The 18830-nt window shown below is 67.5% G+C and carries 20 protein-coding genes; 11 read left to right on the forward strand and 9 right to left on the reverse strand.

Going from position 1 to position 18830, the window contains the following annotated elements:
- Positions 1 to 27 precede the first annotated feature (27 nt).
- The 4 genes from ACIQF0_RS06980 (at position 28) to ACIQF0_RS06995 (ending at position 3718) form a co-directional block, all read left to right on the forward strand.
- Entirely contained in the window at positions 28 to 972 is a 945-nt protein-coding gene (locus ACIQF0_RS06980; protein ID WP_401025434.1) for an SDR family NAD(P)-dependent oxidoreductase, read from the forward strand.
- Positions 969 to 1913: an SDR family NAD(P)-dependent oxidoreductase gene (locus tag ACIQF0_RS06985; RefSeq protein WP_401025437.1), complete on the forward strand. Its 945-nt coding sequence runs from the start codon at positions 969 to 971 to the stop codon at positions 1911 to 1913. The genes ACIQF0_RS06980 and ACIQF0_RS06985 overlap by 4 nt, the downstream gene beginning before the upstream one ends.
- A 429-nt stretch (positions 1914 to 2342) precedes the next feature.
- Positions 2343 to 2642, forward strand: a complete 300-nt coding sequence (locus ACIQF0_RS06990; protein ID WP_401025440.1) for a hypothetical protein — start codon at positions 2343 to 2345, stop codon at positions 2640 to 2642.
- Positions 2643 to 3028: 386 nt separating this feature from the next.
- Positions 3029 to 3718 (forward strand): M15 family metallopeptidase, encoded by a 690-nt coding sequence (locus tag ACIQF0_RS06995; RefSeq protein ID WP_401025443.1) that lies wholly within the window; start codon positions 3029 to 3031, stop codon positions 3716 to 3718.
- A gap of 219 nt (positions 3719 to 3937) precedes the next feature.
- Here ACIQF0_RS06995 and ACIQF0_RS07000 read toward each other — a convergent pair whose 3' ends face one another.
- The gene (locus ACIQF0_RS07000) at positions 3938 to 4492 is read right to left on the reverse strand and encodes a DUF2716 domain-containing protein (RefSeq protein WP_401025446.1); all 555 of its coding nucleotides are present in this window, start codon (positions 4490 to 4492) and stop codon (positions 3938 to 3940) included.
- A gap of 181 nt (positions 4493 to 4673) precedes the next feature.
- Here ACIQF0_RS07000 and ACIQF0_RS07005 point away from each other — a divergent pair, with 181 nt between their 5' ends.
- A complete protein-coding gene (locus ACIQF0_RS07005) occupies positions 4674 to 5168 on the forward strand; it encodes a DUF4231 domain-containing protein (protein ID WP_401025448.1) in 495 nt (164 codons plus the stop codon).
- Positions 5169 to 5311: 143 nt separating this feature from the next.
- Positions 5312 to 5620, forward strand: coding sequence for a hypothetical protein (locus tag ACIQF0_RS07010; protein WP_401025451.1), 309 nt, complete (start codon positions 5312 to 5314; stop codon positions 5618 to 5620).
- A gap of 81 nt (positions 5621 to 5701) precedes the next feature.
- On the opposite strand, the gene ACIQF0_RS07015 is transcribed toward ACIQF0_RS07010, so the two are convergent.
- From ACIQF0_RS07015 to ACIQF0_RS07025, 3 genes are read right to left on the reverse strand one after another with little or no spacing between them, the layout of a single operon-like run.
- Positions 5702 to 6565 (reverse strand): transporter substrate-binding domain-containing protein, encoded by an 864-nt coding sequence (locus ACIQF0_RS07015; protein ID WP_401025454.1) that lies wholly within the window; start codon positions 6563 to 6565, stop codon positions 5702 to 5704.
- A complete protein-coding gene (locus ACIQF0_RS07020) occupies positions 6562 to 7773 on the reverse strand; it encodes a hypothetical protein (RefSeq protein ID WP_401025456.1) in 1212 nt (403 codons plus the stop codon). The genes ACIQF0_RS07015 and ACIQF0_RS07020 overlap by 4 nt, the downstream gene beginning before the upstream one ends.
- The gene (locus tag ACIQF0_RS07025; RefSeq protein ID WP_401025459.1) at positions 7754 to 8110 is read right to left on the reverse strand and encodes a hypothetical protein; all 357 of its coding nucleotides are present in this window, start codon (positions 8108 to 8110) and stop codon (positions 7754 to 7756) included. Before ACIQF0_RS07025 ends, ACIQF0_RS07020 begins: the two co-directional genes overlap by 20 nt.
- Before the next feature lie 469 nt (positions 8111 to 8579).
- Here ACIQF0_RS07025 and ACIQF0_RS07030 point away from each other — a divergent pair, with 469 nt between their 5' ends.
- Together ACIQF0_RS07030 and ACIQF0_RS07035 are read left to right on the forward strand one after the other, a co-directional pair.
- Positions 8580 to 10055: a class I SAM-dependent methyltransferase gene (locus tag ACIQF0_RS07030; RefSeq protein ID WP_401025461.1), complete on the forward strand. Its 1476-nt coding sequence runs from the start codon at positions 8580 to 8582 to the stop codon at positions 10053 to 10055.
- Between the two features lie 306 nt (positions 10056 to 10361).
- A complete protein-coding gene (locus ACIQF0_RS07035; RefSeq protein WP_401025463.1) occupies positions 10362 to 11102 on the forward strand; it encodes a maleylpyruvate isomerase family mycothiol-dependent enzyme in 741 nt (246 codons plus the stop codon).
- A gap of 491 nt (positions 11103 to 11593) precedes the next feature.
- Here ACIQF0_RS07035 and ACIQF0_RS07040 read toward each other — a convergent pair whose 3' ends face one another.
- Positions 11594 to 12643 (reverse strand): serine hydrolase domain-containing protein, encoded by a 1050-nt coding sequence (locus ACIQF0_RS07040; RefSeq protein ID WP_401025466.1) that lies wholly within the window; start codon positions 12641 to 12643, stop codon positions 11594 to 11596.
- A 93-nt stretch (positions 12644 to 12736) separates the two neighbouring features.
- Here ACIQF0_RS07040 and ACIQF0_RS07045 point away from each other — a divergent pair, with 93 nt between their 5' ends.
- From ACIQF0_RS07045 to ACIQF0_RS07055, 3 genes are all read left to right on the forward strand, one after another.
- Positions 12737 to 13132, forward strand: coding sequence for a MerR family transcriptional regulator (locus ACIQF0_RS07045; protein ID WP_401025469.1), 396 nt, complete (start codon positions 12737 to 12739; stop codon positions 13130 to 13132).
- Between the two features lie 106 nt (positions 13133 to 13238).
- Positions 13239 to 14162, forward strand: a complete 924-nt coding sequence (locus ACIQF0_RS07050; RefSeq protein ID WP_401025472.1) for a zinc-binding alcohol dehydrogenase family protein — start codon at positions 13239 to 13241, stop codon at positions 14160 to 14162.
- A 98-nt stretch (positions 14163 to 14260) separates the two neighbouring features.
- A complete protein-coding gene (locus ACIQF0_RS07055; RefSeq protein ID WP_401025475.1) occupies positions 14261 to 15304 on the forward strand; it encodes a chitinase in 1044 nt (347 codons plus the stop codon).
- Here ACIQF0_RS07055 and ACIQF0_RS07060 read toward each other — a convergent pair.
- The 4 genes from ACIQF0_RS07060 to ACIQF0_RS07075 all read right to left on the reverse strand — a co-directional run bounded on the left by ACIQF0_RS07060 (position 15301) and on the right by ACIQF0_RS07075 (position 18829).
- Positions 15301 to 15687 carry an SgcJ/EcaC family oxidoreductase gene (locus ACIQF0_RS07060; RefSeq protein ID WP_401025478.1) on the reverse strand — a complete coding sequence of 129 codons (387 nt, stop codon included), beginning with the start codon at positions 15685 to 15687 and terminating at the stop codon, positions 15301 to 15303. The genes ACIQF0_RS07055 and ACIQF0_RS07060 overlap by 4 nt on opposite strands.
- Positions 15688 to 15786: 99 nt before the next feature.
- Entirely contained in the window at positions 15787 to 17058 is a 1272-nt protein-coding gene (locus ACIQF0_RS07065) for an alpha/beta hydrolase family protein (protein ID WP_401025481.1), read from the reverse strand.
- A 68-nt stretch (positions 17059 to 17126) separates the two neighbouring features.
- Entirely contained in the window at positions 17127 to 17978 is an 852-nt protein-coding gene (locus tag ACIQF0_RS07070; protein ID WP_360029438.1) for a hypothetical protein, read from the reverse strand.
- Positions 17975 to 18829: a hypothetical protein gene (locus ACIQF0_RS07075; protein ID WP_401025483.1), complete on the reverse strand. Its 855-nt coding sequence runs from the start codon at positions 18827 to 18829 to the stop codon at positions 17975 to 17977. Before ACIQF0_RS07075 ends, ACIQF0_RS07070 begins: the two co-directional genes overlap by 4 nt.
- Position 18830: the final 1 nt, after the last annotated feature.

Below are 18830 nucleotides of genomic sequence, written 5' to 3' on the forward strand. Positions count from 1 at the left end.
GTGTACGACACAGGTTGGGGAAACAGGATGAGTGAGCGCATCACCACCCCGTTCGGGTTCGGGAGCACGGCTCTCGAGGTCGTCGAGGGCGTCGACCTCTCGGGCCGTCGCGCCGTGGTCACCGGTGGAGCGTCTGGCATCGGCGTCGAGACCGTGCGGGCTCTTGCCGCCGCGGGCGCCGAGGTCACCATCGCGGCACGCGACCTGGAGGCGGCCCGCAAGGTCGCCGCCGACGTGTCCGCTTCTACTGGCAACAAGAGTGTTCTGGTCGCTCCGCTGGAGCTGACCTCGCAGGAGTCGGTCAAGGCCTTCGCCGCGGCGTGGGACGGCCCGCTGCACCTGCTGATCAACAACGCGGGTGTGATGGCCTCGCCGCTGACCCGCACGCCGGAGGGCTGGGAGCTCCAGTTCGCCACGAACCACTTCGGCCACTTCACGCTGACGCTGGGCCTGTTCGAGTCCCTGCGCGCCGAGGGCGCCCGCGTGGTCAACGTCAGCTCGTCCGGCCACCTGTCGAGCCCGGTGGTGTTCGACGACATCCACTTCGAGCGCCGCGAGTACGACCCGTGGAAGGCGTACGGCCAGTCCAAGACGGCGAACGTGCTGTTCGGCGTCGAGGCGGGCCGCCGCTGGGCTGCTGACGGCATCACGATGAACGCCCTGATGCCGGGCGGCATCCTCACGGCGCTGCAGCGCCACATCACGCCGGAGGCGCTGCAGGAGCGCATCAAGCTGCGCGGCGGCGACAAGCCGTTGCAGCTCAAGACGCCGGAGCAGGGCGCGGCCACCACGCTGGTGCTCGCCGTGTCCCCGTTGGTCCAGGGCCGTTCAGGCCTCTACTTCGAAGACTGCAACGAGGCCGTCCCCAACACCGAGGGCATGACCAACGGCCTGGCCGCCTACGCGGCCGACCCCGAGGCCGCCGCCCAGCTGTGGAAGGTCTCCGAGGAAACGCTGAAGGTGCAGGCATGATCACCACAGGATTCGGATTCGACACGACGGCCCAGGAAGTGGCGGACGTCGCCGACCTCGCCGGCCGCCGCGCCATCGTCACCGGCGGCGCCTCGGGCATCGGCGTGGAAACCGTGCGCGCCTTGGCCACCGCGGGCGCCGAGGTCACCATCGCGGCCCGCGACATCGACGCGGGCCAGCGCGTGGCCACGTCGCTCTGCAGGTCGACGGGCAACAAGCGGATCTCCGTGGCCCGCCTCGACCTCGCCTCCCAGGAGTCGGTGAAGGCGTTCGCCCGCAACTGGGACGGCCCGCTGCACCTGCTGATCAACAACGCGGGCGTCATGGCCACCCCGTTCACTCGCACGCCGGAGGGCTGGGAACTCCAGTTCGCCACCAACCACTTCGGCCACTTCGCCCTCACCGCGGGCCTGTTCAACTCGCTGCGAGCCGAAGGCGCCCGAGTGGTGAACGTCAGCTCGTCCGCACACCTCATGAGCGACGTCGTGTTCGACGACATCCACTACGCGCACCGCGAGTACGAACGCTGGCAGGCCTACGGCCAGTCCAAGACCGCGAACATCCTGTTCGGCGTAGAGGCAGGCCGCCGCTGGTCCAGCGAGGGCATCACGATGAACGCCCTCATGCCCGGCAGCATCGCCACGAACCTCCAGCGCCACCTCACGCCGGAAGAACTGCAGGAGCGCATCCGCCAAAGCGGCGCAGCGGCCACCCGCCGCGTGAAGACCCCGGAACAGGGTGCCGCGACCACGCTGGTCGTAGCCACCACCCCACTGCTGGACGGCATCTCGGGCAGGTACTTCGAGGACTGCAACGAGGCCGTCCCGGTCTCAGACGCCAGCCCTCTGCGCGGCGTCGCACCGTACGCGCAGGACCCGGAGGCGGCAGCCCAGCTGTGGAAGGTCTCCGAGGAGACCCTCTGGTCGCTGAAGGCGGCCTGAGCCAGCAGCAACCAAGGGGGCCGGCGCCGGGTGGCGCGGTGTCGGTGGCCCAGGCGACGCAGCCTGGGCCACCAACCTCAAGGCCACGCACCCGAGACGGCGGCGTGAACTCTGAGGTGGCGCGCACCAGGGTTCCGCAGGCAAGGACACCGCCACCGTGATGACGGTGGTCAGCGTCCGGGCCTCGGCGGTCGAGGCGGGCGCGGGTCCAGCCGTCGCCGACCGGCAAGCGAAGTCGTTGCCGGAAAGGCTTGTCCAGCCCCGACCTGGTTGCCGGGCCGCGTCGGCACACACGCGCAAATGCGCCTCAGCCAGGTACGAGTCACCGTGCGAGGCTGTTGATGTTCTTTCACCTCAGCCGATTGACCGGTCAGCGGCATGAGCGGACGGTTGGGGTGTTGGACTCGAAGGCGATGCAACACTGATGCCGTGAACGACTACTCCTGGCCTGACGGCGGCCAGCGGCTTGCGGCACGTAGCCGCGAGGCGTGGAGAGCGACGGTTGAGAAACTCCCTGTCGGGACTGCGATCGCCGGTGAGGTGGTAGGACGGCAGCCCTTTGGGATCTTCATCCGCATCGACGGCGTGCCTGATGCCGTCGGCTTGGCCGAGATCACCGCGATGCCCCGCGAAGCAACACTCCCGCCAATGGGCTCTCGGATAGTCGGCACTGTCACCTCGCACACCGAGCACAACCACCAAGTGAGGGTGCGTCTCGGCCACTGGTGACACCTGCCGTTGGGCTGGGCCCGTGCGGTAGCCGTTTGGCTGCGGATCCCAGGTTCTGGTCCGGCCCTGGCATGGCATTGTCGGTCCGGTGTACGGCGGGCAAGGCGTTCTGCTCGTACACGTCCTCGTGTGTATGTCATCGAACGACGACAAGCTCGGGCTGCCGGCCTCGGTGCGTCCCGCCCGGTTCCCGCACGACCGGACGTTTTGGGGAGGGGCGAAACGTTCCAGCGAAGTTGACGTTGTTCGCACACCGCTGGCAGGGTCGATCCCAGAGGGCGTCTTCGCGCGGCTGGGGGTGAACAGCCGGAAACAGTCCACTGACGATCGCTGTCGATGAGCTGCTTCTCCTACGCGGCCCGGTAGGTGAATCGAGGGGAAGTATTTTGAGGTTGAGAACCAGAGTCTTCGCACTCATCACGTTCACTCTGTCCACGGTCCTGGTCGGCACCACGCCGGCGCCCGCCGCCACCGCCCAGACCGTGGAACTTGCCGCGCCGGCCGGCAGCGGCCTCCCGCCCTACATCGCCGTCATCAAGCCGGTCACCGCGAAGCGGCTCGCCTCCAGCTGGCGCGAGGGCTGCCCCGTCGGGCCCGACCAGCTGCGGCTGGTCAACCTGAACTTCGTCGGCTTCGATGGTGCAGTGCACCGCGGCGAACTGATCGTCAACGCCGATCTCGCCACCGAGGTCGCCCGCACCTTCGCCGACCTGTACTTCGGCCGGTTCCCCATCCAGAGGATGGAGACCATCGAGAAGTACGACTCCGACGACGACGCGTCGATGGCGGCGAACAACACCTCGGCGTTCAACTGCCGGCCGATCACCGGCGGCACCGCCTGGTCCAACCACTCCTACGGCCGGGCCATCGACATCAACACCGTGCAGAACCCCTACATCTCCCGCAGCGGCGCGGTCTACCCGCCCAACGGCGCGCCCTACGTCGACCGCACCCAGAACGTGCCCGGCATGATCCACGCGGGCGACGCCACCGAGCAGGCGTTCACCACGCGCGGCTGGACCTGGGGCGGCTTCTGGGACACCCCGATCGACTACCAGCACTTCGAGAAGCCCTGACACCAGCCCGAGAAGCCGTCGGCGCGTGGCACCGCGCAACTCGAACAGCGCCCAGGATCGCCGCCGGACGGGGTGGCGGCGGTCTGGCGGTGCCACGACGACGGCAGGCGAAGGCTCGGGTCCATCGACTCGACCCAACCTCCGATCATCGGCGGATGAGTGCGTTCACGGTGCCCGCAGTGAGGCACCGGGGTGTTGTTCCGGTTCTGCCAGTCTCCATCACATACCTGGACCCGAAGGGCTTACCGGTCGCCACGGCGGGTGTTCGGGGACGGAGATGCCGTTGCGGCGGAGAGCATGGGCCAGCACGCCGTGGTTGTGGTTCTCCGCGGCGGTGACGGCCTGGGCGCCGAAGAAGCACAGGGATTGCTCGTAGGGATCGCCGACCACGCCGAAGGACAGGTCTTTCGCGACGAAGATCGAGTAGTCGCCGTTGGGGTAGTGCGAGTACTCCCAACGGTCCAGGTCCCGTATGTCGGTGACCCGGTGGGGACGGTACTGGGTCGATGGGTGCACACCGTCGTGGTGGAACACCGAGTCCCAGCATTCGACGCAGTCGCGCAGGACGTCGCACACCACTTGGGCGACCGGGAGCGTGGAGTCAGGGAACGGTCGGTCCGAGGTGCCGCACGGCGGCAACGTCCACGTTACCGACGGGACCGGCTCGCGGATCACGGGCCGACGCGCACGTCGGAAGTCGAACTCGGCCACGAACTCCCGCCACAGGAAGCGATCGAAGCCTTCGGGCAGCTCAACGAACGCGAACTCCGGCACGCCCACGAACGCTACCCGTGCTCGCCGCGATTCTGGCGACAGCAGCATTCGGTGGCCGACCAAGATGTGTCGCCGTCCGCCGCCAACTCGACTACTTCGCGGCACGAGAGGACGTCCGCACCTCGGCACGGAAACGTCAGCGGGCCTGAGATCGACTGTTGGTGCAGGAGGTGGTCGTGTCGTGACCAATGCCTTGTCAAAGCAGGGGATGCTCAGGGATTCGCACTGGATCAACGAGACTGCGGCGGAGGACCCCGCGATCCCTGACTCGGTGCTGGCGAAGTGGAGCTGGTACCGGACGACGTCGAAGCGGGCGTGCGGTCTGTCGCATCGTTTCGAGGTGCTCAATCTCGCGCTTGCCGCTCTGGCGCCGGCAATCACCCTGACAGTCGACCAACCGGTGATCGGTGCCCTGCTGGGTACGGCGGCAGTCATCGTCGGTGGGATCCGCAGCAGTTACCGGTGGCAGGAGAACTGGATCTCGCGGAGTCGCACGCGGTATGCGATCGAGCGGGAGATCACCTACTACAAGCACCGCGTGCCGCCCTACGACACCAGGTCCAACGCTGCGACCTTGGTCATGACCGTCGAAGAGATAACCGAAGCCGAGGGCCGGGCGTGGGAGGCCGACCACCGCAGCGTCACCTCCGCGCAACAACCTCCCGCCACCAACTGAACCAAGAGTTCAGGGAACAACGAGCAACTGTCGGTGGTGGAGGAAACAGTGCGCCGTTCTGCTCGCGGCATGAGCGCGCGTTGGCCGGAACTGGTGCACCGGCGGCCCGGCCTTCGTCACAGCGAGGCAGTGCGGGAATGGTCATGAGTCAACTCGTGGACCGCACGATCACCGTCCTGCGTGCCGAGCACGAGGTGCTCGCCGGTCTTGTCCGCACCTTCACCGACGACCTCACGGCGCCCGTGTCCGTCGCGATGCCCGGCGCCGGTCTGGTGATCGACGACGCGGTGACCGTGGTGGACCGCCTGGAGGCACCTTTTCGCACGCTCGACGACCTTGCAGAGCGCCTGGCAGCTGCCCGCCTGGCCGAGTACGACGAAGCCGACCAGCATCACCTGAGCGTGGAGCAGGCCGTGGCCCGATGCATCGCAGGCGAGTTCGCGGCGGACTGATCAACGACTAGGAAGCTGCAGGAGCCTTGTGCGTGGTCAGGTCGCCGGACCGCGTTTGGGACTTCGCGCGTTGGCGATGTGTTAGTCGCACAACGTCGAGTCGATGGATCGCGGTTTGTGCGAATCTCGCTGCTTGATCTCCTTCAGATTCGCCTCGAACGCGGTGTCCCACGGGCCGCTGAGGAACTTATTGATCGCCGCGTTGAGTCTGACGCACAGGCCAGGTACGTCCTTGCGCATCCCCACGCCGTAGAACTCGTTGTCCTTGATGGGGAACTGTTCGTCCTCCCACTCCGCCGGTGCGACTGTGGTCTTCTGGTCGAGGGTGTACGCGGTGAGGATGGACTGGTCGGTCACGACCCCGACGACTCCCAGGTCGGTGGGATCGGCAAACCGTTTGAAGCACTCGGGCTGGTCGAGTTTGACACCGCCGCCGTCCAGATAGTCGACCGCGGTTGTGCCGTTGCTGGCGCATACCCTCGCCACGGGTATGCCTGAGCGGACCTCAGGCAGCGCGGCCAGCTTTTGTTCGGAGTACATGATTCCCGAGTTGTCCTTGTAGTACGGCCCTGCGAAGTCGATGAGCTCGCGCCGCCCTTTCGAGGTGTCGGGCCAGGCTTTGCCCTCGATCGAGAAGTTTGAAATGACCAGGTCGACCCTCTTCTCCAGCAGCGCGGTAACGCGCTCGCCTGGCTTGAGTGGCTCGTAGCGCACGTGATCGGCACCGACTTCCGCGGCGATGAACTTCGCCAGGTCGATGTCGAAGCCCTTCGTCATCGTCTGCCCCGACGGGTGGCTCCATCCCGGCAACGTGCCGTTGATGCCGATGACGAGTTCGGAGCCGAGGTACTTGGCGGGGAAGTCGAAGGAGACGTAGGCGACACCGGCCGAGGCGGTCGACATCACGACGGCGGCGAGCAGGGGGAGCAGTCGGGGACGGGTCATGAAGTACGGTTCCGTTTCTGGGAGGACGCGGTTCCGACCGCGGCCAGATAGCTCAGGACCGCGGCCACCGAACCCGCGAGCAGCGCCTGCTCGGCCACGCAGCCGAGGAGCAGGAGCACCAGGCCGGTGAGAGTTCCACACGCTCCTCCGCTGGCGATCCACCAGAGGTCGGTCAGTGGGGTGGGCGTCCTGTGGGCGGGCGCCGGCGACGTGGGTGTCGGCGGTGACAGCGTCGGTGGCACGGTGGCGGGTTTGTCGTCGATGTCGTCGAGGACTCGCCGGGACTCGTTCGCCACGGTTCTGCTGTCGTCCTCGACGAGCCGGACAAGCGCGGCTCTGGACTCGCTGCGCACAGCGTCATCACCTGTCTGATGCAGCACTGCGAGTTTGCCGACCGCGCTGAGGCGAACCGTGTTGATGGGGTCGATCAGCAGAGCGCGAACGTCGTCGGGGAGCGCGGTGCTCGGCCGGGTGGCTCGGTTGCGCACGACGGCCAGGTGGTCGACCGTCTCCGTCGAATGATGCCGCGGCTGCGGTAGTTCCTCCGCCATCAAGGTGTTCCTGAGGATGGGGAACACCCGTGGCAGCGAGAGGAAGTCGTCATGACCGGGCACGCCCTCGGTGAGCAGTCGGGTCAGTGCTCCGGTGAACGCGGTGTTCCGCGCGTTCTGCGGGGCGAACGCCCGCTCGTTCTCCGAGACGGCCGTCAGCGTGTACGCGCCGGCGACCTGGAACAGTTCGCCCTCACCCATCGCATCCGGCAGGGCCAGGCCTGCGAAGCACGTGTCCACGATGATGATCCGGTTCGCCGCCGGGCTGTGCCGCACCACGTTCCGGACGTCGCCGAAGGACAACGCGTCGAGCCACCAGTGCCGTTCCGCCGGATCTGTCTTCTGCAGGCAGACGTAGAGCTCGTTGCCGACCGGGTCCTTGGGTCGTGCGTGGCCGGCGAGGTACACGAGGAGCACGTCGGTGGCGAGGTCGGCGTTCTCGCCGAGTACGTGGAGGACGCGGCGCGGATCAGGCTCGTCGAGCACTTGCACGCAGTGGTCGCGCCGGAAACCGCCGAACTCCTTGTGCGTCAGCACTTCCATCAGGTCGATGACGTTGTTGCGCACGCTTTCCAGCGGGGATTCGGCCAGCTCGCCCGAATAGGTCGTGGTGCCGATGAGGACGACCCGGGAATTGTCAGGAACGGGAAGTCGCATCAGTACCTTCGAGGTGAGCGCCGAGGAGGAGGTCGAGGATCGAGCCGTGGGCGGTTCCCCTGGCGACCACGATCCGCACCTTCTCCCCGTTCGGTCTTGTCACGGTCAGTTCCAGTTCGGTGCCGCGGCCGGGTTCGCGCACTTCCAGGTAGCGGCAGACTGACCGGGCCAGAGCGGCGATGGCGTCGCCGTCGGCGGCGATCACCACGTCGATGGACATCGACTCCGGTGGTGGCGGCACGGACTTGGTCCTGATCTTTCCGCGGAGGTCGTCCTCGCGGTTGAGCCAGGTCCACAGAACGCCGGTCTCATCGCCCGCGTCAACGAGCAAGTTCATCGATTCTCCTTCCGGCTGAGTGGAGATCGACGTGACTGCGCGCGGTGTTACTTCTGTTGATGGAAAACAAATGTTGCGAACACAGGTGGAATTCCGGCGGCCATCTTCACCGAGTAGCGGTGGTTTGCTGACGAGGAGAAAATGCTGGTTGTCCGCCGCAGTGCTGGAGATCATGGAGCGCCACACCGGACCACGTGGCAGGTTTGTTCGTGGTGTTCTCGGTCGTGTCGATGAGCAGCCAGAACGAGAACGCGCCGGTGGCGCGGGATGTTGGGCTGGTCGTCGCCACTGCCCGACGATCTCGGTTCCGAGGCGCTGCGACCCAAGGCAGCACAACGCGACTCCGGGCACCATCGGTACGAAGCGGTCCGGCCGCCCATGGTCCTTCGTACCTTGTCGGGGGCCGGCCGCGTCGATACGGTCTCGTCGGCCACGGATTTCCTGTGGCACATAAGGTGTTTGGGGGATCATGACCCACAGTCCGGGCGCCGAGATGCAGGGAATGCCGGGCCGCTGGACGGGTGTGCCGCGAATCGACCAGATCGCCACCGAGGTGTTCCTCGGCGGCGGCCTGATCCAGTTGCTGACCGAATGCGACGCGACCAGTCAGCTGCTCACCGACAGCGCCCTCAGCGAGTCCGACCAATTGAGGACGCTCTTCAGCGTCGTCCAGCCGAACCACCCAGGGTACGACGAGCGCCGCGCGATCACCTGGTTGGCGTTCTCCTACATGTGCGCGTACGTCGACGAGCTGTCCAAGACGCAGCAGGGCACCGAGGAGGACAACACCTACTTCGCCCGCAAGAACGCGCTGAAGGCAGTCGTCGCCGGACGGAACGATCTGCTGAAGAGGCTCATCGAAAACCCCGACGTCCTGTTCGTCGGCGCCGACAAGCCCATGAGCGAGCTCTGCAAGCTCCCAGTGGTCCAGGGCGTCGGCACGCCGACCGTCAACAGTGTGCTGGCCAATCACGCCAAGCTGACCAGTGCGGCGAACGAGTCCAAGTGGCAGCGCATCACCGATGCCGAGTGGCTGAAACTGTGCGGCGCGAACTATCGCATCATGCGGATCGACGTGTCGGGCTTCCACTTCCAGGTCGACAACCTGCAGATCGTCACGATCGAGGCGACGATGATCAAGGGCGTGTCGTTGTCGGCGGCGGAATGCGTGGTCAGGCTCGCGGACCGCAGCCTCCGCCACCAGACCGAAGGCCACTTCGTCGGACAGGTGCTGAGCCTGCGCTACGGCCTGGACGGCAACCTCTGCGAGGACGACACAGCCAACATGGCGACACAGACGGCCGGTGACGCCCACTGGCAGGACAAAGCCGCCGACTGGCGGCTGGGCCTCGGCGGCAACCGCATGACCTACTACACCGAGGTCCATCCCAAGATCACCCAGTACCTGTGCAGCGTCGTGCCGTTCACGTCCACCCCGAAGAAGATCACTGTCCTGGACATCGCCGGCGGCAACGGCGACCTGGCCGAACGGGTCATCAAGGAGCTGGCCGCGATGTTTCCCGCGATGAGCCTGAACTACGTCCTGGTGGACTACAGCCCGACCGACATCAAGGTCGCCACCCGCCGCTTTGGGCAGCTGTCTGTGCCGCCCACGTTCAACCTGACCGCCAAGGCCCTGCTGCGAGACATGCTCAGCTACAACTACGACGCCACCAAGGCGGCGGCCGATCTCGGCGTGTCGCAGGGTGCGGACGTCATCATCAACTCTGGTGGCCTGCTGAACAACCAGATCGGCAACACCAAGGACACGCCGGAGAAGTTCAACCTGATGTTCGCCCACCTGCTCAAGCAGGGCGGGTTCGGCGTCTACGGCGGCCTGACGCCGTTGTTGGTGAACGCGGCGACACACCGCAAGCACGGCTTGACCGTCATCAACCTCTACGACCCGGAGCGCCAGCGCCAACTGCACGTGGTGCGGAAATAGCCGCGGGAAGCCGGGCGCACCGGAGTGATCCGGTGTGCCCGGTGCCGATGTCCCCCTCCGCGTGTTCGCACGCATCTGGCTACACACGCCGCCGGCGGGGGAGCAGCCGAGGGTCGCGAGGCGCCTGCGCGTCAGCCTCGAGAGACGTCCGCAATTCGGCATGAGCGTGCGTTGGCCGGGATCGGTGCACTGACGGGCCGGCTTTCGTGGCGGCGAGTCGGTGTGGCGTTGATCGGTGGAACACATCCGCGGGTTCGTGAGTTGGGGTTGGTTATGAGTCAACTCGTGGACCGTACGATCACTGCCTTGCGTGCCGAGTACGACGTGCTCGCCGGTCTCGTCCGCACCCTCACCGACGAACAGCTGGCCCTCACCAGTGGTGCCGAGGAATGGACCGTCGCTCAGGCTCTGTCGCATCTCGGCAGCGGCGCGGAGATCGGCCGTGCGCCGATCGCCTCGGCCGCCGGCGAGACCGTGGCGGCCGAGGACAACCAGACGATCTGGGCTCGCTGGGACGCGTCCGCGCCGCGCGCGCAGGCCGAGGGTTTCCTGGAGCACAACGGCCGCTGGCTCGACATGGTCGAGGCGCTCACGCCCGAGCAGCGCTCGTCGCTGACCGTCGACCTCGGCTTCCTGCCGGAGCCGATCCCGTTGCTGACCGCCCTGGGCATGCGGCTCAACGAGGTGGCCAACCACTCGTGGGACGTGCGGGTGGCCTTCGACCCCGATGCCGGGGTGGACGCCGACTCGGCCGCGGTGCTCGTCGACCTGCTGGCCGGGCCCCTGGGCTTCCTGCTGGGCTTCCTCGCGAAGCCCGCCGAGCTCTCGGCGCCCGTGTCCGTCGCGATTCCCGGCGCCGGTCTGGTGATCGACGACGCGGTCACCGTGGTGGACCACCTCGAGGCGCCTTCCGCTACGTTCAACGGGCCGCAGGAAGCGGTCGTCCGCCTGATCAGCGGCCGTCTCAAGGCGCCGTACGACAAGGGCGTCACCGTCGAGGGCAGCGTCACGCTCGACGACCTGCGTCGCGTGTTTCCCGGCTTCTGACGAACCAACACCTGCCTGACGCGCCGGCAACGGGCGGAACGGATGGCTGGCGAACACCGCGATCGACCCCAGGTACACGTGGTTGACGGCCAGCTCGACGATGGCGACCTCATCGGGCAGGAAGGGAACGAACTGCGGGCTAGTGACGCCACGAATTCGTCCGCCGACCCGGTCCACCGCGTCCCTGGCCAAGCGACCGCCCGAACGAGCCGCTCGACCAGCGCCAGTTCGTCACGGTGAATCCGAACCGCCACCGGTCCGCTGTCGCCCGCGACCGCACCAGCGCTCCCTGCCGGCGCTGGTGATCCGTCGTCGGTCCCGGCGGACAGTCAGCCAGGAGATCTGACGTTCGGAGTGGGTGGGAGCCCGACGATCCAGGACGAGGCCATCCGATCAAACGTCGACGACGCAAGATCGAGCTGAAACCCCATCCGGGCGACCGCTACCGCGCCGCTGAGTGTCTGCTCATCGGCATGGCAGCTGTCAGGCGTTCAAAGGAGGGACCGCAGCACCATCGCTCTGAGCTGCGGTTCGATCTTGGCCGTGGTGTGCGCCATCACGACGACACCGAGGTCCTCGCTCGGATCCGCCCACCACGTGGTGCCGCCCGCGCCCGGCCACGTCACCTCGCCCACGGATCCCGGGGTGGGCGAACCACCGATCCGCCGCCGCACCGCGAGCCCGATGCCGAAGCCGTGCCCGGGATTCCAGCCCGGCTTCTCCAACCGGCTGGTGTCCGTGCCGGGGGCTAGCTGGTCGGACAACATGTACTCCACGGTCTTGCGGCCGAGCAGAGGGTTTCCCTTGTCCAGCAACATCTGGACGAACCGCAGGTAGTCACCCGCGGTGCTGACCAGTCCCGCCCCACCGGAGTGGAACCGCGCGATCGACAGGTCGGGGAGCACGTGCGGCGGCAACGGCCGGGCGAACCGGTCACGATGTTCTTCCGGAACACCGAAGGTCGTGTCCGGCATCCCCAGCGGCGTGCAGACCTCATTGCGCAGGAAGTCACCCAGCGACATGCCCGCCACGGACTCGATGATCAGTCCCGTGAGGTCCAATCCCCAGCCGTAGTGCCACATCGCGCCCGGTTCGTGCAGCAGGGGCAGTGCGCTCAACCTGCTGACGAACTCCTCGCCGGTCAGGTCTGTCATCCCGTCGCCGACCGCCTCCGCGTACAGCTCGTGCACCGGTGAGTCGCCGAGCAGACCTTCCGGCATGCCCGCCGTGTGCCTGAGCAGGTCGAGGACCGACGGTTGCACAGACCGTCCGGCGAACTGGGGGAGGTACGTGCCGATCGGTTCGTCCAGCACGAGTTGACCCCGCTCGGCCAGCAGCAACGCACCGGCCGCCGTGATCGGCTTGCTCATCGACGCGATCCAGAACAAGGCGTCCGTCGTCATCGGAACACCGCCGGCCTTGTCCAGGTAGCCGAAGGCTTCGAAGAAGACCACCTGCCCGCGATGCACGACCCCCACCACAGCGCCCGGCAACCGGTCAGCCGACACCTCGTTCTCGATGAACTCAGCCACCCGCTCCATGGTCAACATCATCGCATCGACCGTTCGCTCATCGGCGTGTGCGCGCTGAGCAACGCCGATCGCCGGAGAGCACGCGGGAGTAAATTCTGAGACATGCGGATCGGCGAGTTGTCCAAGCGCACGGGCGTGAGTCCGCGCTCACTGCGGTACTACGAGGAGCAGGGACTGCTGACCAGCTCGCGTTCCGACGCGGGGCAGCGGCACTACTCCGACGCCGAGGTCGACCGCGTGTCGCTCATCCGGCAGCTGTTCGACGCGGGCATGCCCAGCCGGGTGATCGCGACGGTGCTGCCGTGCGTGGATCTTCCCGATGATCTTGGTGTCGCCGAGGAGACGTACGCGGCGATGATGCGCGAGCGCGACCGGATCGACGCCGACATCGCGCAGTTGACCGAGGAACGGGACGCGCTCGATGCGCTGATGCGGATCAACAGTCGCCACCGGGCGAAGTTGTCCAGGAGCTCGGCGCAGGTGGCGCAGCCCGCCTGACGCTGTGACCCGCGCCTCAGCGGCTTGCCCTTCACATCGATGTCAGGGGTGAAGGTGGTGACAGGGCCCGGAACCACCGGGCCGGTCACCTGGGAGGCGGCAGAAAATGGGACAGGCATTGGGTTTCGGCGAGCACGGCGGGCCCGAGGTGCAGGAGTTCTTCGATCGTCCCGATCCCGTCCCCGGTCGCGGCGAGGTGCTGATCCGGGTCGAGGTCGCCGGTGTGAACCCCCTCGACCACCTCGTGCGCTCGGGGCTGGTCCCCGGACTCGACGGCGGGCGTCCGTTTCCCCGCGTGCTGGGCATGGAGGCAGCGGGAACCGTTCTCGCATTGGGCGAGGACGTCGACGCGCTCGAGGTGGGTGACGCGGTCTTCGGCTTCGCGCTCACCGGTGGCGGTGCCTACGCCGAGACGACGGTGCTGTCCGCGCCGAACACCGCACGGGTCCCGGCGGGTTTGTCCGCGATCGTGGCGGCAACGCTGCCGGTGGCCGGGACGACCGCGGTGGACGCGCTCGACCAGCTCGGCCTCCCGGCCGGTGCCGCGATCCTGGTCAACGGGGTCGGCGGCGGGGTCGGTCTCGCCGTGGCCCGGCTGGCCGTCAGTCGCGACCTGCGGGTGATCGGCACCGGGAGCACCGCCAAGCGCGAGCAGGCCGAAGCCATCGGGGTGCGGTTCATCGACTACGCCGCGCAGGACGTGGTCGCCGTGGCGCGCGAGCTGGTTCCAGACGGGTTCGACGGGATCGTCGACCTGGTCGGGGGCGCCTCGCTGCGAACGGTCGCGCCGCTGGCCAGGGATCCCCGCACCGTCATCGCCGTGGGGGACGCGTCGGTGGCCGATCTCGGTGGACGCTTCGTCGAACGTCGCCTCGACCGCGAGAACCTGGAACGGTCCGCTCGGCTGGCCCTCGACGGGGTCCTCGCACCCGTGATCACCGCGGTCCACTCGCTCTCGGACGCCCCGGCCGCCCTCGCCACCGTCGAGAACGGTCACACCTCGGGCAAGGTCGTCATCAAGGTGGCGTGAGCGGGAACCAGCGGGACACCTCGTCCTCCCGGTAGAGGTCTGGACCATTTCGTGCTTCAATGACAACGGGTCGCCGCCTGTAAGCGAAAGGTGAGCGAATGTCTGCCCGCTTGTTGCTGAGGGCACTGACCGCCCTGCTTCTGCTCATGAGCACCGTGCTCATCCCGTCCGCTGCCCAGGCGGCCGACACCTGTGCGCTCAAACCCCGTCCGGCGGGCAAGGTCCTGCACGGGTACTGGGAGAACTGGGACGGCGCGTCGAACGGCGTGCACCCGCCGTTCGGCTGGACGCCGATCACTGACAGCCGCATCAAGCAGCACGGCTACAACGTGATCAACGCGGCGTTCCCCGTGATCCGCTCCGACGGCACCGTGCTGTGGGAGGACGGCATGGACGCCGGGGTGAAGGTCGCGACGCCCGCCGAGATGTGCGCGGCGAAGGCGGCCGGGTCCACGATCCTGCTGTCGATCGGTGGCGCGGCGGCGGGCATCGACCTGAGTTCGACCGCCGTGGCCAACAAGTTCGTCGCGACCGTGGTGCCGATCCTGAAGAAGTACAACTTCGACGGGATCGACATCGACATCGAGACCGGGCTGGTCGGCAGCGGCAACATCAACTCGTTGTCCGCCTCGCAGGCCAACCTGATCCGCATCATCGACGGCGTGCTGGCGGCGATGCCCGCCGGGTTCGGGCTCACCATGGCGCCGGAGACCGCGTACGTGACGGGCGGCAGCGTCGTGTACGGCTCGATCTGGGGCGCGTACCTGCCGATCATCAAGAAGTACGCGGACAACGGCCGCCTGTGGTGGCTGAACATGCAGTACTACAACGGTTCCATGTACGGCTGTGCCGGCGACAGCTACTCGGCCGGGACCGTGCAGGGCTTCGTGGCGCAGACCCAGTGCCTCGACAAGGGGCTGGTCGTGCAGGGCACCACGATCAAGGTGCCCTACGACAAGCAGGTTCCCGGCCTGCCCGCGCAGCCCGGTGCCGGCGGCGGCTACATGAACCCCACGCTGGTGGGGCAGGCCTGGAACAGCTTCGGCGGTCAGCTCAAGGGCCTCATGACCTGGTCGATCAACTGGGACGGCTCGAAGAACTGGACCTTCGGGGACAAGGTGAAGTCGTTGCAGGGCCGCTAGAGCACGATGGTGTTCTGCCCGGCGGCGATCTTCCACGCGCCGTCCTCTTTGGACAGGACGTAGAGCGGTGATCCCTCGTTCTGGTCGAGGATCAGGGTGCCGTCCGGCCGGACCGGACGCTGGCGGATCTTGACGGCCGCCACGTCCGGCCGGATGAACAGCACGTGCGCCACCTCGTACGTGGCGGTCGCCTCCTTCGCCGCGCCGGGCAGGACCTGGCGGGTGAAGGAGGCGATCTCGTCGCGTCCGTTGAGGCGTTTGCCGTGCGCGGTCGTCCAGATCGCGTCGGAGCGGAAGAGATCGATGAACTCTTCGGCCAACTCGTTCTGCTGAGAGTGCTGGACAGTGGCGACGAGCTCTTCGATCTCCGCGATGTCGGTCATGGTGAAGATCGTCGTACCTCGACCAATGTGGAGGTCAAGGCCGAGAAACCGAGGCCCGGCACAGCGGTTGTGGAGGCGGTGTGCCGGGCCCCGAACGGGTCACGCGCGGGGCGCGACCCGGGACTCGTAGGACTTCGGCTTGTACCAGGGGTTGTAGAAGCAGCCGGTGCCGTACTTCTTGTCGTGGCTCGGGCAGGCCGCCGCGATCAGGAACGCGTTGGAGCGGATGCCCCACTTCTCCCAGGCCTCCAGCGACTGCATGGCCGCGGCGTACTCGGAGTCGCTGAACGCGCTGTGCACGGCCTCGGTCGTGAAGGTCTGCACGAGGTTGTACCAGCGTCCGGCCTTCGTCACCGCGTCCTTGTAGGCCGACTCGTGCTCCACGAACGCGGTCGGGTCGCCGATCGCGTGCACCGACAGCACCGGAATGTCGATCTTCCCGGTGAGGTCGCTGTCGTACGCGAGTTCCGCACGGGCGGCGGGGTCGGCGGCGAAGCGTTCGACGCCCGCGTTGAGCGCCTTGTCGTCGTGCGAACCCTTGTACACCACACCGGTGTTGCTGAACGGGTTCCGGTCGCCCAGCCGCAGGTGCACGATGTCGCGGAACGTGAACGTCGCGAAGTTCAGGTGCGAGTTCAGCGTCTCCTCGGGGATCTTCGTGACCGTGAGGATGTCGGTGAGCTTCTGCTGCTGCTCGGGCGTGCGGCTGCCGGCCACGCCAAGGCATTCCTCGATCCGGCCGCGCAGCCCGGCGGTCGTCATCGTGGAACCGGGACGTAGGCCCTGCCACAGCGGGTACTGCGCCTCGGACGGCCGCGGGTGGTTGCCGCAGTAGTACTGGTAGACAACGCGCAGGTCGACGCGGTAGTCGTAGCCGCGCGAACCGCCGGCCATGACACCACTCGTGAGCAGCGCCGCGTCATAACCCTTGTACAGCTCGATGGTCTTGGCCGCGACGTTGCCGCCCCACGACTGCCCGTGGATGTAGACCTTGTGCGGCTTGAGCATCGCGCTGACCATCTTGCGCAGGTTGTCGGTGTCCTCGGCCGCCATCCGCGTGCCGTAACCGCCGCGCCGGTACGAGGTGCCCGCCCACGCGTAGCCCTCCTTGACCATGACCGCCCAGCGGTTCAGGTCGTCACGAGTGCGCTCGGGCGTGGGCTCGCCCAGGTCGGGCCCGCCGTGCGAGTGCACGACCAGCGTCTTGTTCCACTTCTTCGGCACGGCGATCGTGTAGTACGCGCCGTTGGGGTCCCGGCCCTCGTAGCAGGTGGTGCCTGCGGGGACGTTCTCCGGGCACGGTGCGGTCGGGGGCAGGTGCACCGGCGACGTGAGACTCGCGGTGAGTGCGAATGCCAGCAGGACGTTCATGGCGGAATCGTGGGTCCAGCTCGATAAGTGGTCCAGTTCACTCACACAAACTTGGGATTTCCCTGACGTTACGAGCGAGTCACGCGACGGAAGCGGGCGCTGTTCAGCACGTGCCGCGCCCACGCGTGGTCGGCCGGGTCGTCGTGCACGCACGTCACGACGAGCATCTCGCCGAACCGCGCGACGTGGCCGTGGAACTCGTGCCGCGTCACGCCGTCCGAACTGGCCGTGAGCCACAACGCGTGCCGCAGCTCGACACCGTCGCGCACGAGGAACTGCTGCTCCTCAGGCACGTCCGGCGCGCCCTCCAGCGCGAGCTCCAGGAACTTCTCGGCGGACGTGCCGATGGCCCTGCGGACGTCCACGAACACCGCGCGGCCGGGACCGGCGAAGCGCAGGCCCTCCTCGAGCACGTGCGGGGTGAGGCCCGCGGTCCGTTCGATGCTCCACTGGCCGGGCAGCTTCTGCCGGATCGAGACCGGCAGTTCGACCAGGTAGCCGCTGAGCACCTCGTCGCGGTCCCAGGTCGTGCCGAGCAACGGGTGCTGGACGTATTCGGGCAGGTCATCGGGCTCGCGGACCTCGGCGACGACCTCCGCGCCGCGCAGGCCGTCCCACGGCTTGACGTCGTGCGCGAACGTGCCGGTGAACCTCAGCGAGGCGTAGCCGGGGCCGTCCCACGAATCAGCCGCGTGCAGGGCCTCCTGCAGACCGACCCGCATCCAGGCGCCGAACCACAGCTCCAGATCGCCGGTCAGCTCGACGGGCAGCACGCTCCTGACGAACGAGGCGTCGTCGGCCAGCAGCACGTTGCCGCCGGCCAGCAGCTTCGGGTTGCGCACCCCCGAGGGCAGGCCCAGGTCGAGGTCGATGGCGCCGGAGTCGTCGGTCTCGGTGCCGCAGCACGCGCAGGCCGTCACCCGATGTACCGGACGCTGTTGAGCACGTGCTGCGCCCACGCCCTGTCCACCGGGTAGCGGTACACGCAACGCACGGAGATCATCGTGCCGGGACGGACGACGTGCCCGTGGAACACCTGCTCCTCGTGGCCGTCGATCACCTCGCTGAGCCAGAACGCGTGACGCAACTCCGGGCCGTCGTGCGAGACGGAGTGCTCGGCGCTCGCGGGGTAGCCGTCGAGGACCGCGCCCAGGAAGTCGCTCACGCTGCCGCCGGTGAGGTCGGCGTAGACGTCGAGCGCCACCCGGCGGTCCGGGCTCGTGAACCTGACCGTGCGGCCGTCGACCGCGCAGCGCATGCCGTCGGTGCGTTCGATGGTCCAGACCTCGCCGAGCGTCTCGCGGACGGGGATCGGCAACGGGTGCCGGATGCGGCACAGCACCTCGTCGCGGTCCCATTCCCGCTCCAGCACCGGGTGCGAGGTGAAGTACGGCAGCTCGTCGGTGTTGAGCACCGCGGCCTCGACGGGCACGCCGAGCAGGTCCCACGGCTTGATCACGTTCGCGAACCTGCCGGAGATCCGCAGGTTCGCGTACTGCTCGTCGTTGTCCCACACGGCGTGCGCGTACATCGCGTCGACTTTGCTGATCTGGGTCCACGCGCCGAACACGAGCTCGGTTCCGCCGGTCAGCCGAACCGGGAGCAGGCAACGGATGTAGGAGTCGCCGTCCGGTCCGACGAGCAACCCGCCCGTGGGGGCGCCGAGTTGCTCGCCGGGCACGCCGAGCAGTTGCTCCGGACGGTTGAGCCTGTAGTCGATGCGGTCCGTAGAGGTGATCTCGGCTCCGCAGCATCCGCATTGGACGGTCATG

The sequence above is a fragment of the Lentzea sp. NPDC092896 genome, assembly GCF_044754905.1.
Taxonomy (GTDB): domain Bacteria; phylum Actinomycetota; class Actinomycetes; order Mycobacteriales; family Pseudonocardiaceae; genus Lentzea.

Bases quoted from the DNA above. Each gene is read 5' to 3' on its own strand.
- ACIQF0_RS07010 (WP_401025451.1), top strand. From the start codon at position 5,312: ATGAGTCAACTCGTGGACCGCACGATCACCGTCCTGCGTGCCGAGCAC.
- ACIQF0_RS07060 (WP_401025478.1), bottom strand. From the start codon at position 15,687: ATGACCGACATCGCGGAGATCGAAGAGCTCGTCGCCACTGTCCAGCAC.
- ACIQF0_RS07065 (WP_401025481.1), bottom strand. From the start codon at position 17,058: ATGAACGTCCTGCTGGCATTCGCACTCACCGCGAGTCTCACGTCGCCG.
- ACIQF0_RS07030 (WP_401025461.1), top strand. From the start codon at position 8,580: ATGACCCACAGTCCGGGCGCCGAGATGCAGGGAATGCCGGGCCGCTGG.
- ACIQF0_RS07025 (WP_401025459.1), bottom strand. From the start codon at position 8,110: ATGAACTTGCTCGTTGACGCGGGCGATGAGACCGGCGTTCTGTGGACC.
- ACIQF0_RS07045 (WP_401025469.1), top strand. From the start codon at position 12,737: ATGCGGATCGGCGAGTTGTCCAAGCGCACGGGCGTGAGTCCGCGCTCA.
- ACIQF0_RS07015 (WP_401025454.1), bottom strand. From the start codon at position 6,565: ATGACCCGTCCCCGACTGCTCCCCCTGCTCGCCGCCGTCGTGATGTCG.
- ACIQF0_RS06985 (WP_401025437.1), top strand. From the start codon at position 969: ATGATCACCACAGGATTCGGATTCGACACGACGGCCCAGGAAGTGGCG.
- ACIQF0_RS07055 (WP_401025475.1), top strand. From the start codon at position 14,261: ATGTCTGCCCGCTTGTTGCTGAGGGCACTGACCGCCCTGCTTCTGCTC.
- ACIQF0_RS07050 (WP_401025472.1), top strand. From the start codon at position 13,239: ATGGGACAGGCATTGGGTTTCGGCGAGCACGGCGGGCCCGAGGTGCAG.
- ACIQF0_RS07020 (WP_401025456.1), bottom strand. From the start codon at position 7,773: ATGCGACTTCCCGTTCCTGACAATTCCCGGGTCGTCCTCATCGGCACC.
- ACIQF0_RS07040 (WP_401025466.1), bottom strand. From the start codon at position 12,643: ATGGAGCGGGTGGCTGAGTTCATCGAGAACGAGGTGTCGGCTGACCGG.
- ACIQF0_RS07075 (WP_401025483.1), bottom strand. From the start codon at position 18,829: ATGACCGTCCAATGCGGATGCTGCGGAGCCGAGATCACCTCTACGGAC.
- ACIQF0_RS06980 (WP_401025434.1), top strand. From the start codon at position 28: ATGAGTGAGCGCATCACCACCCCGTTCGGGTTCGGGAGCACGGCTCTC.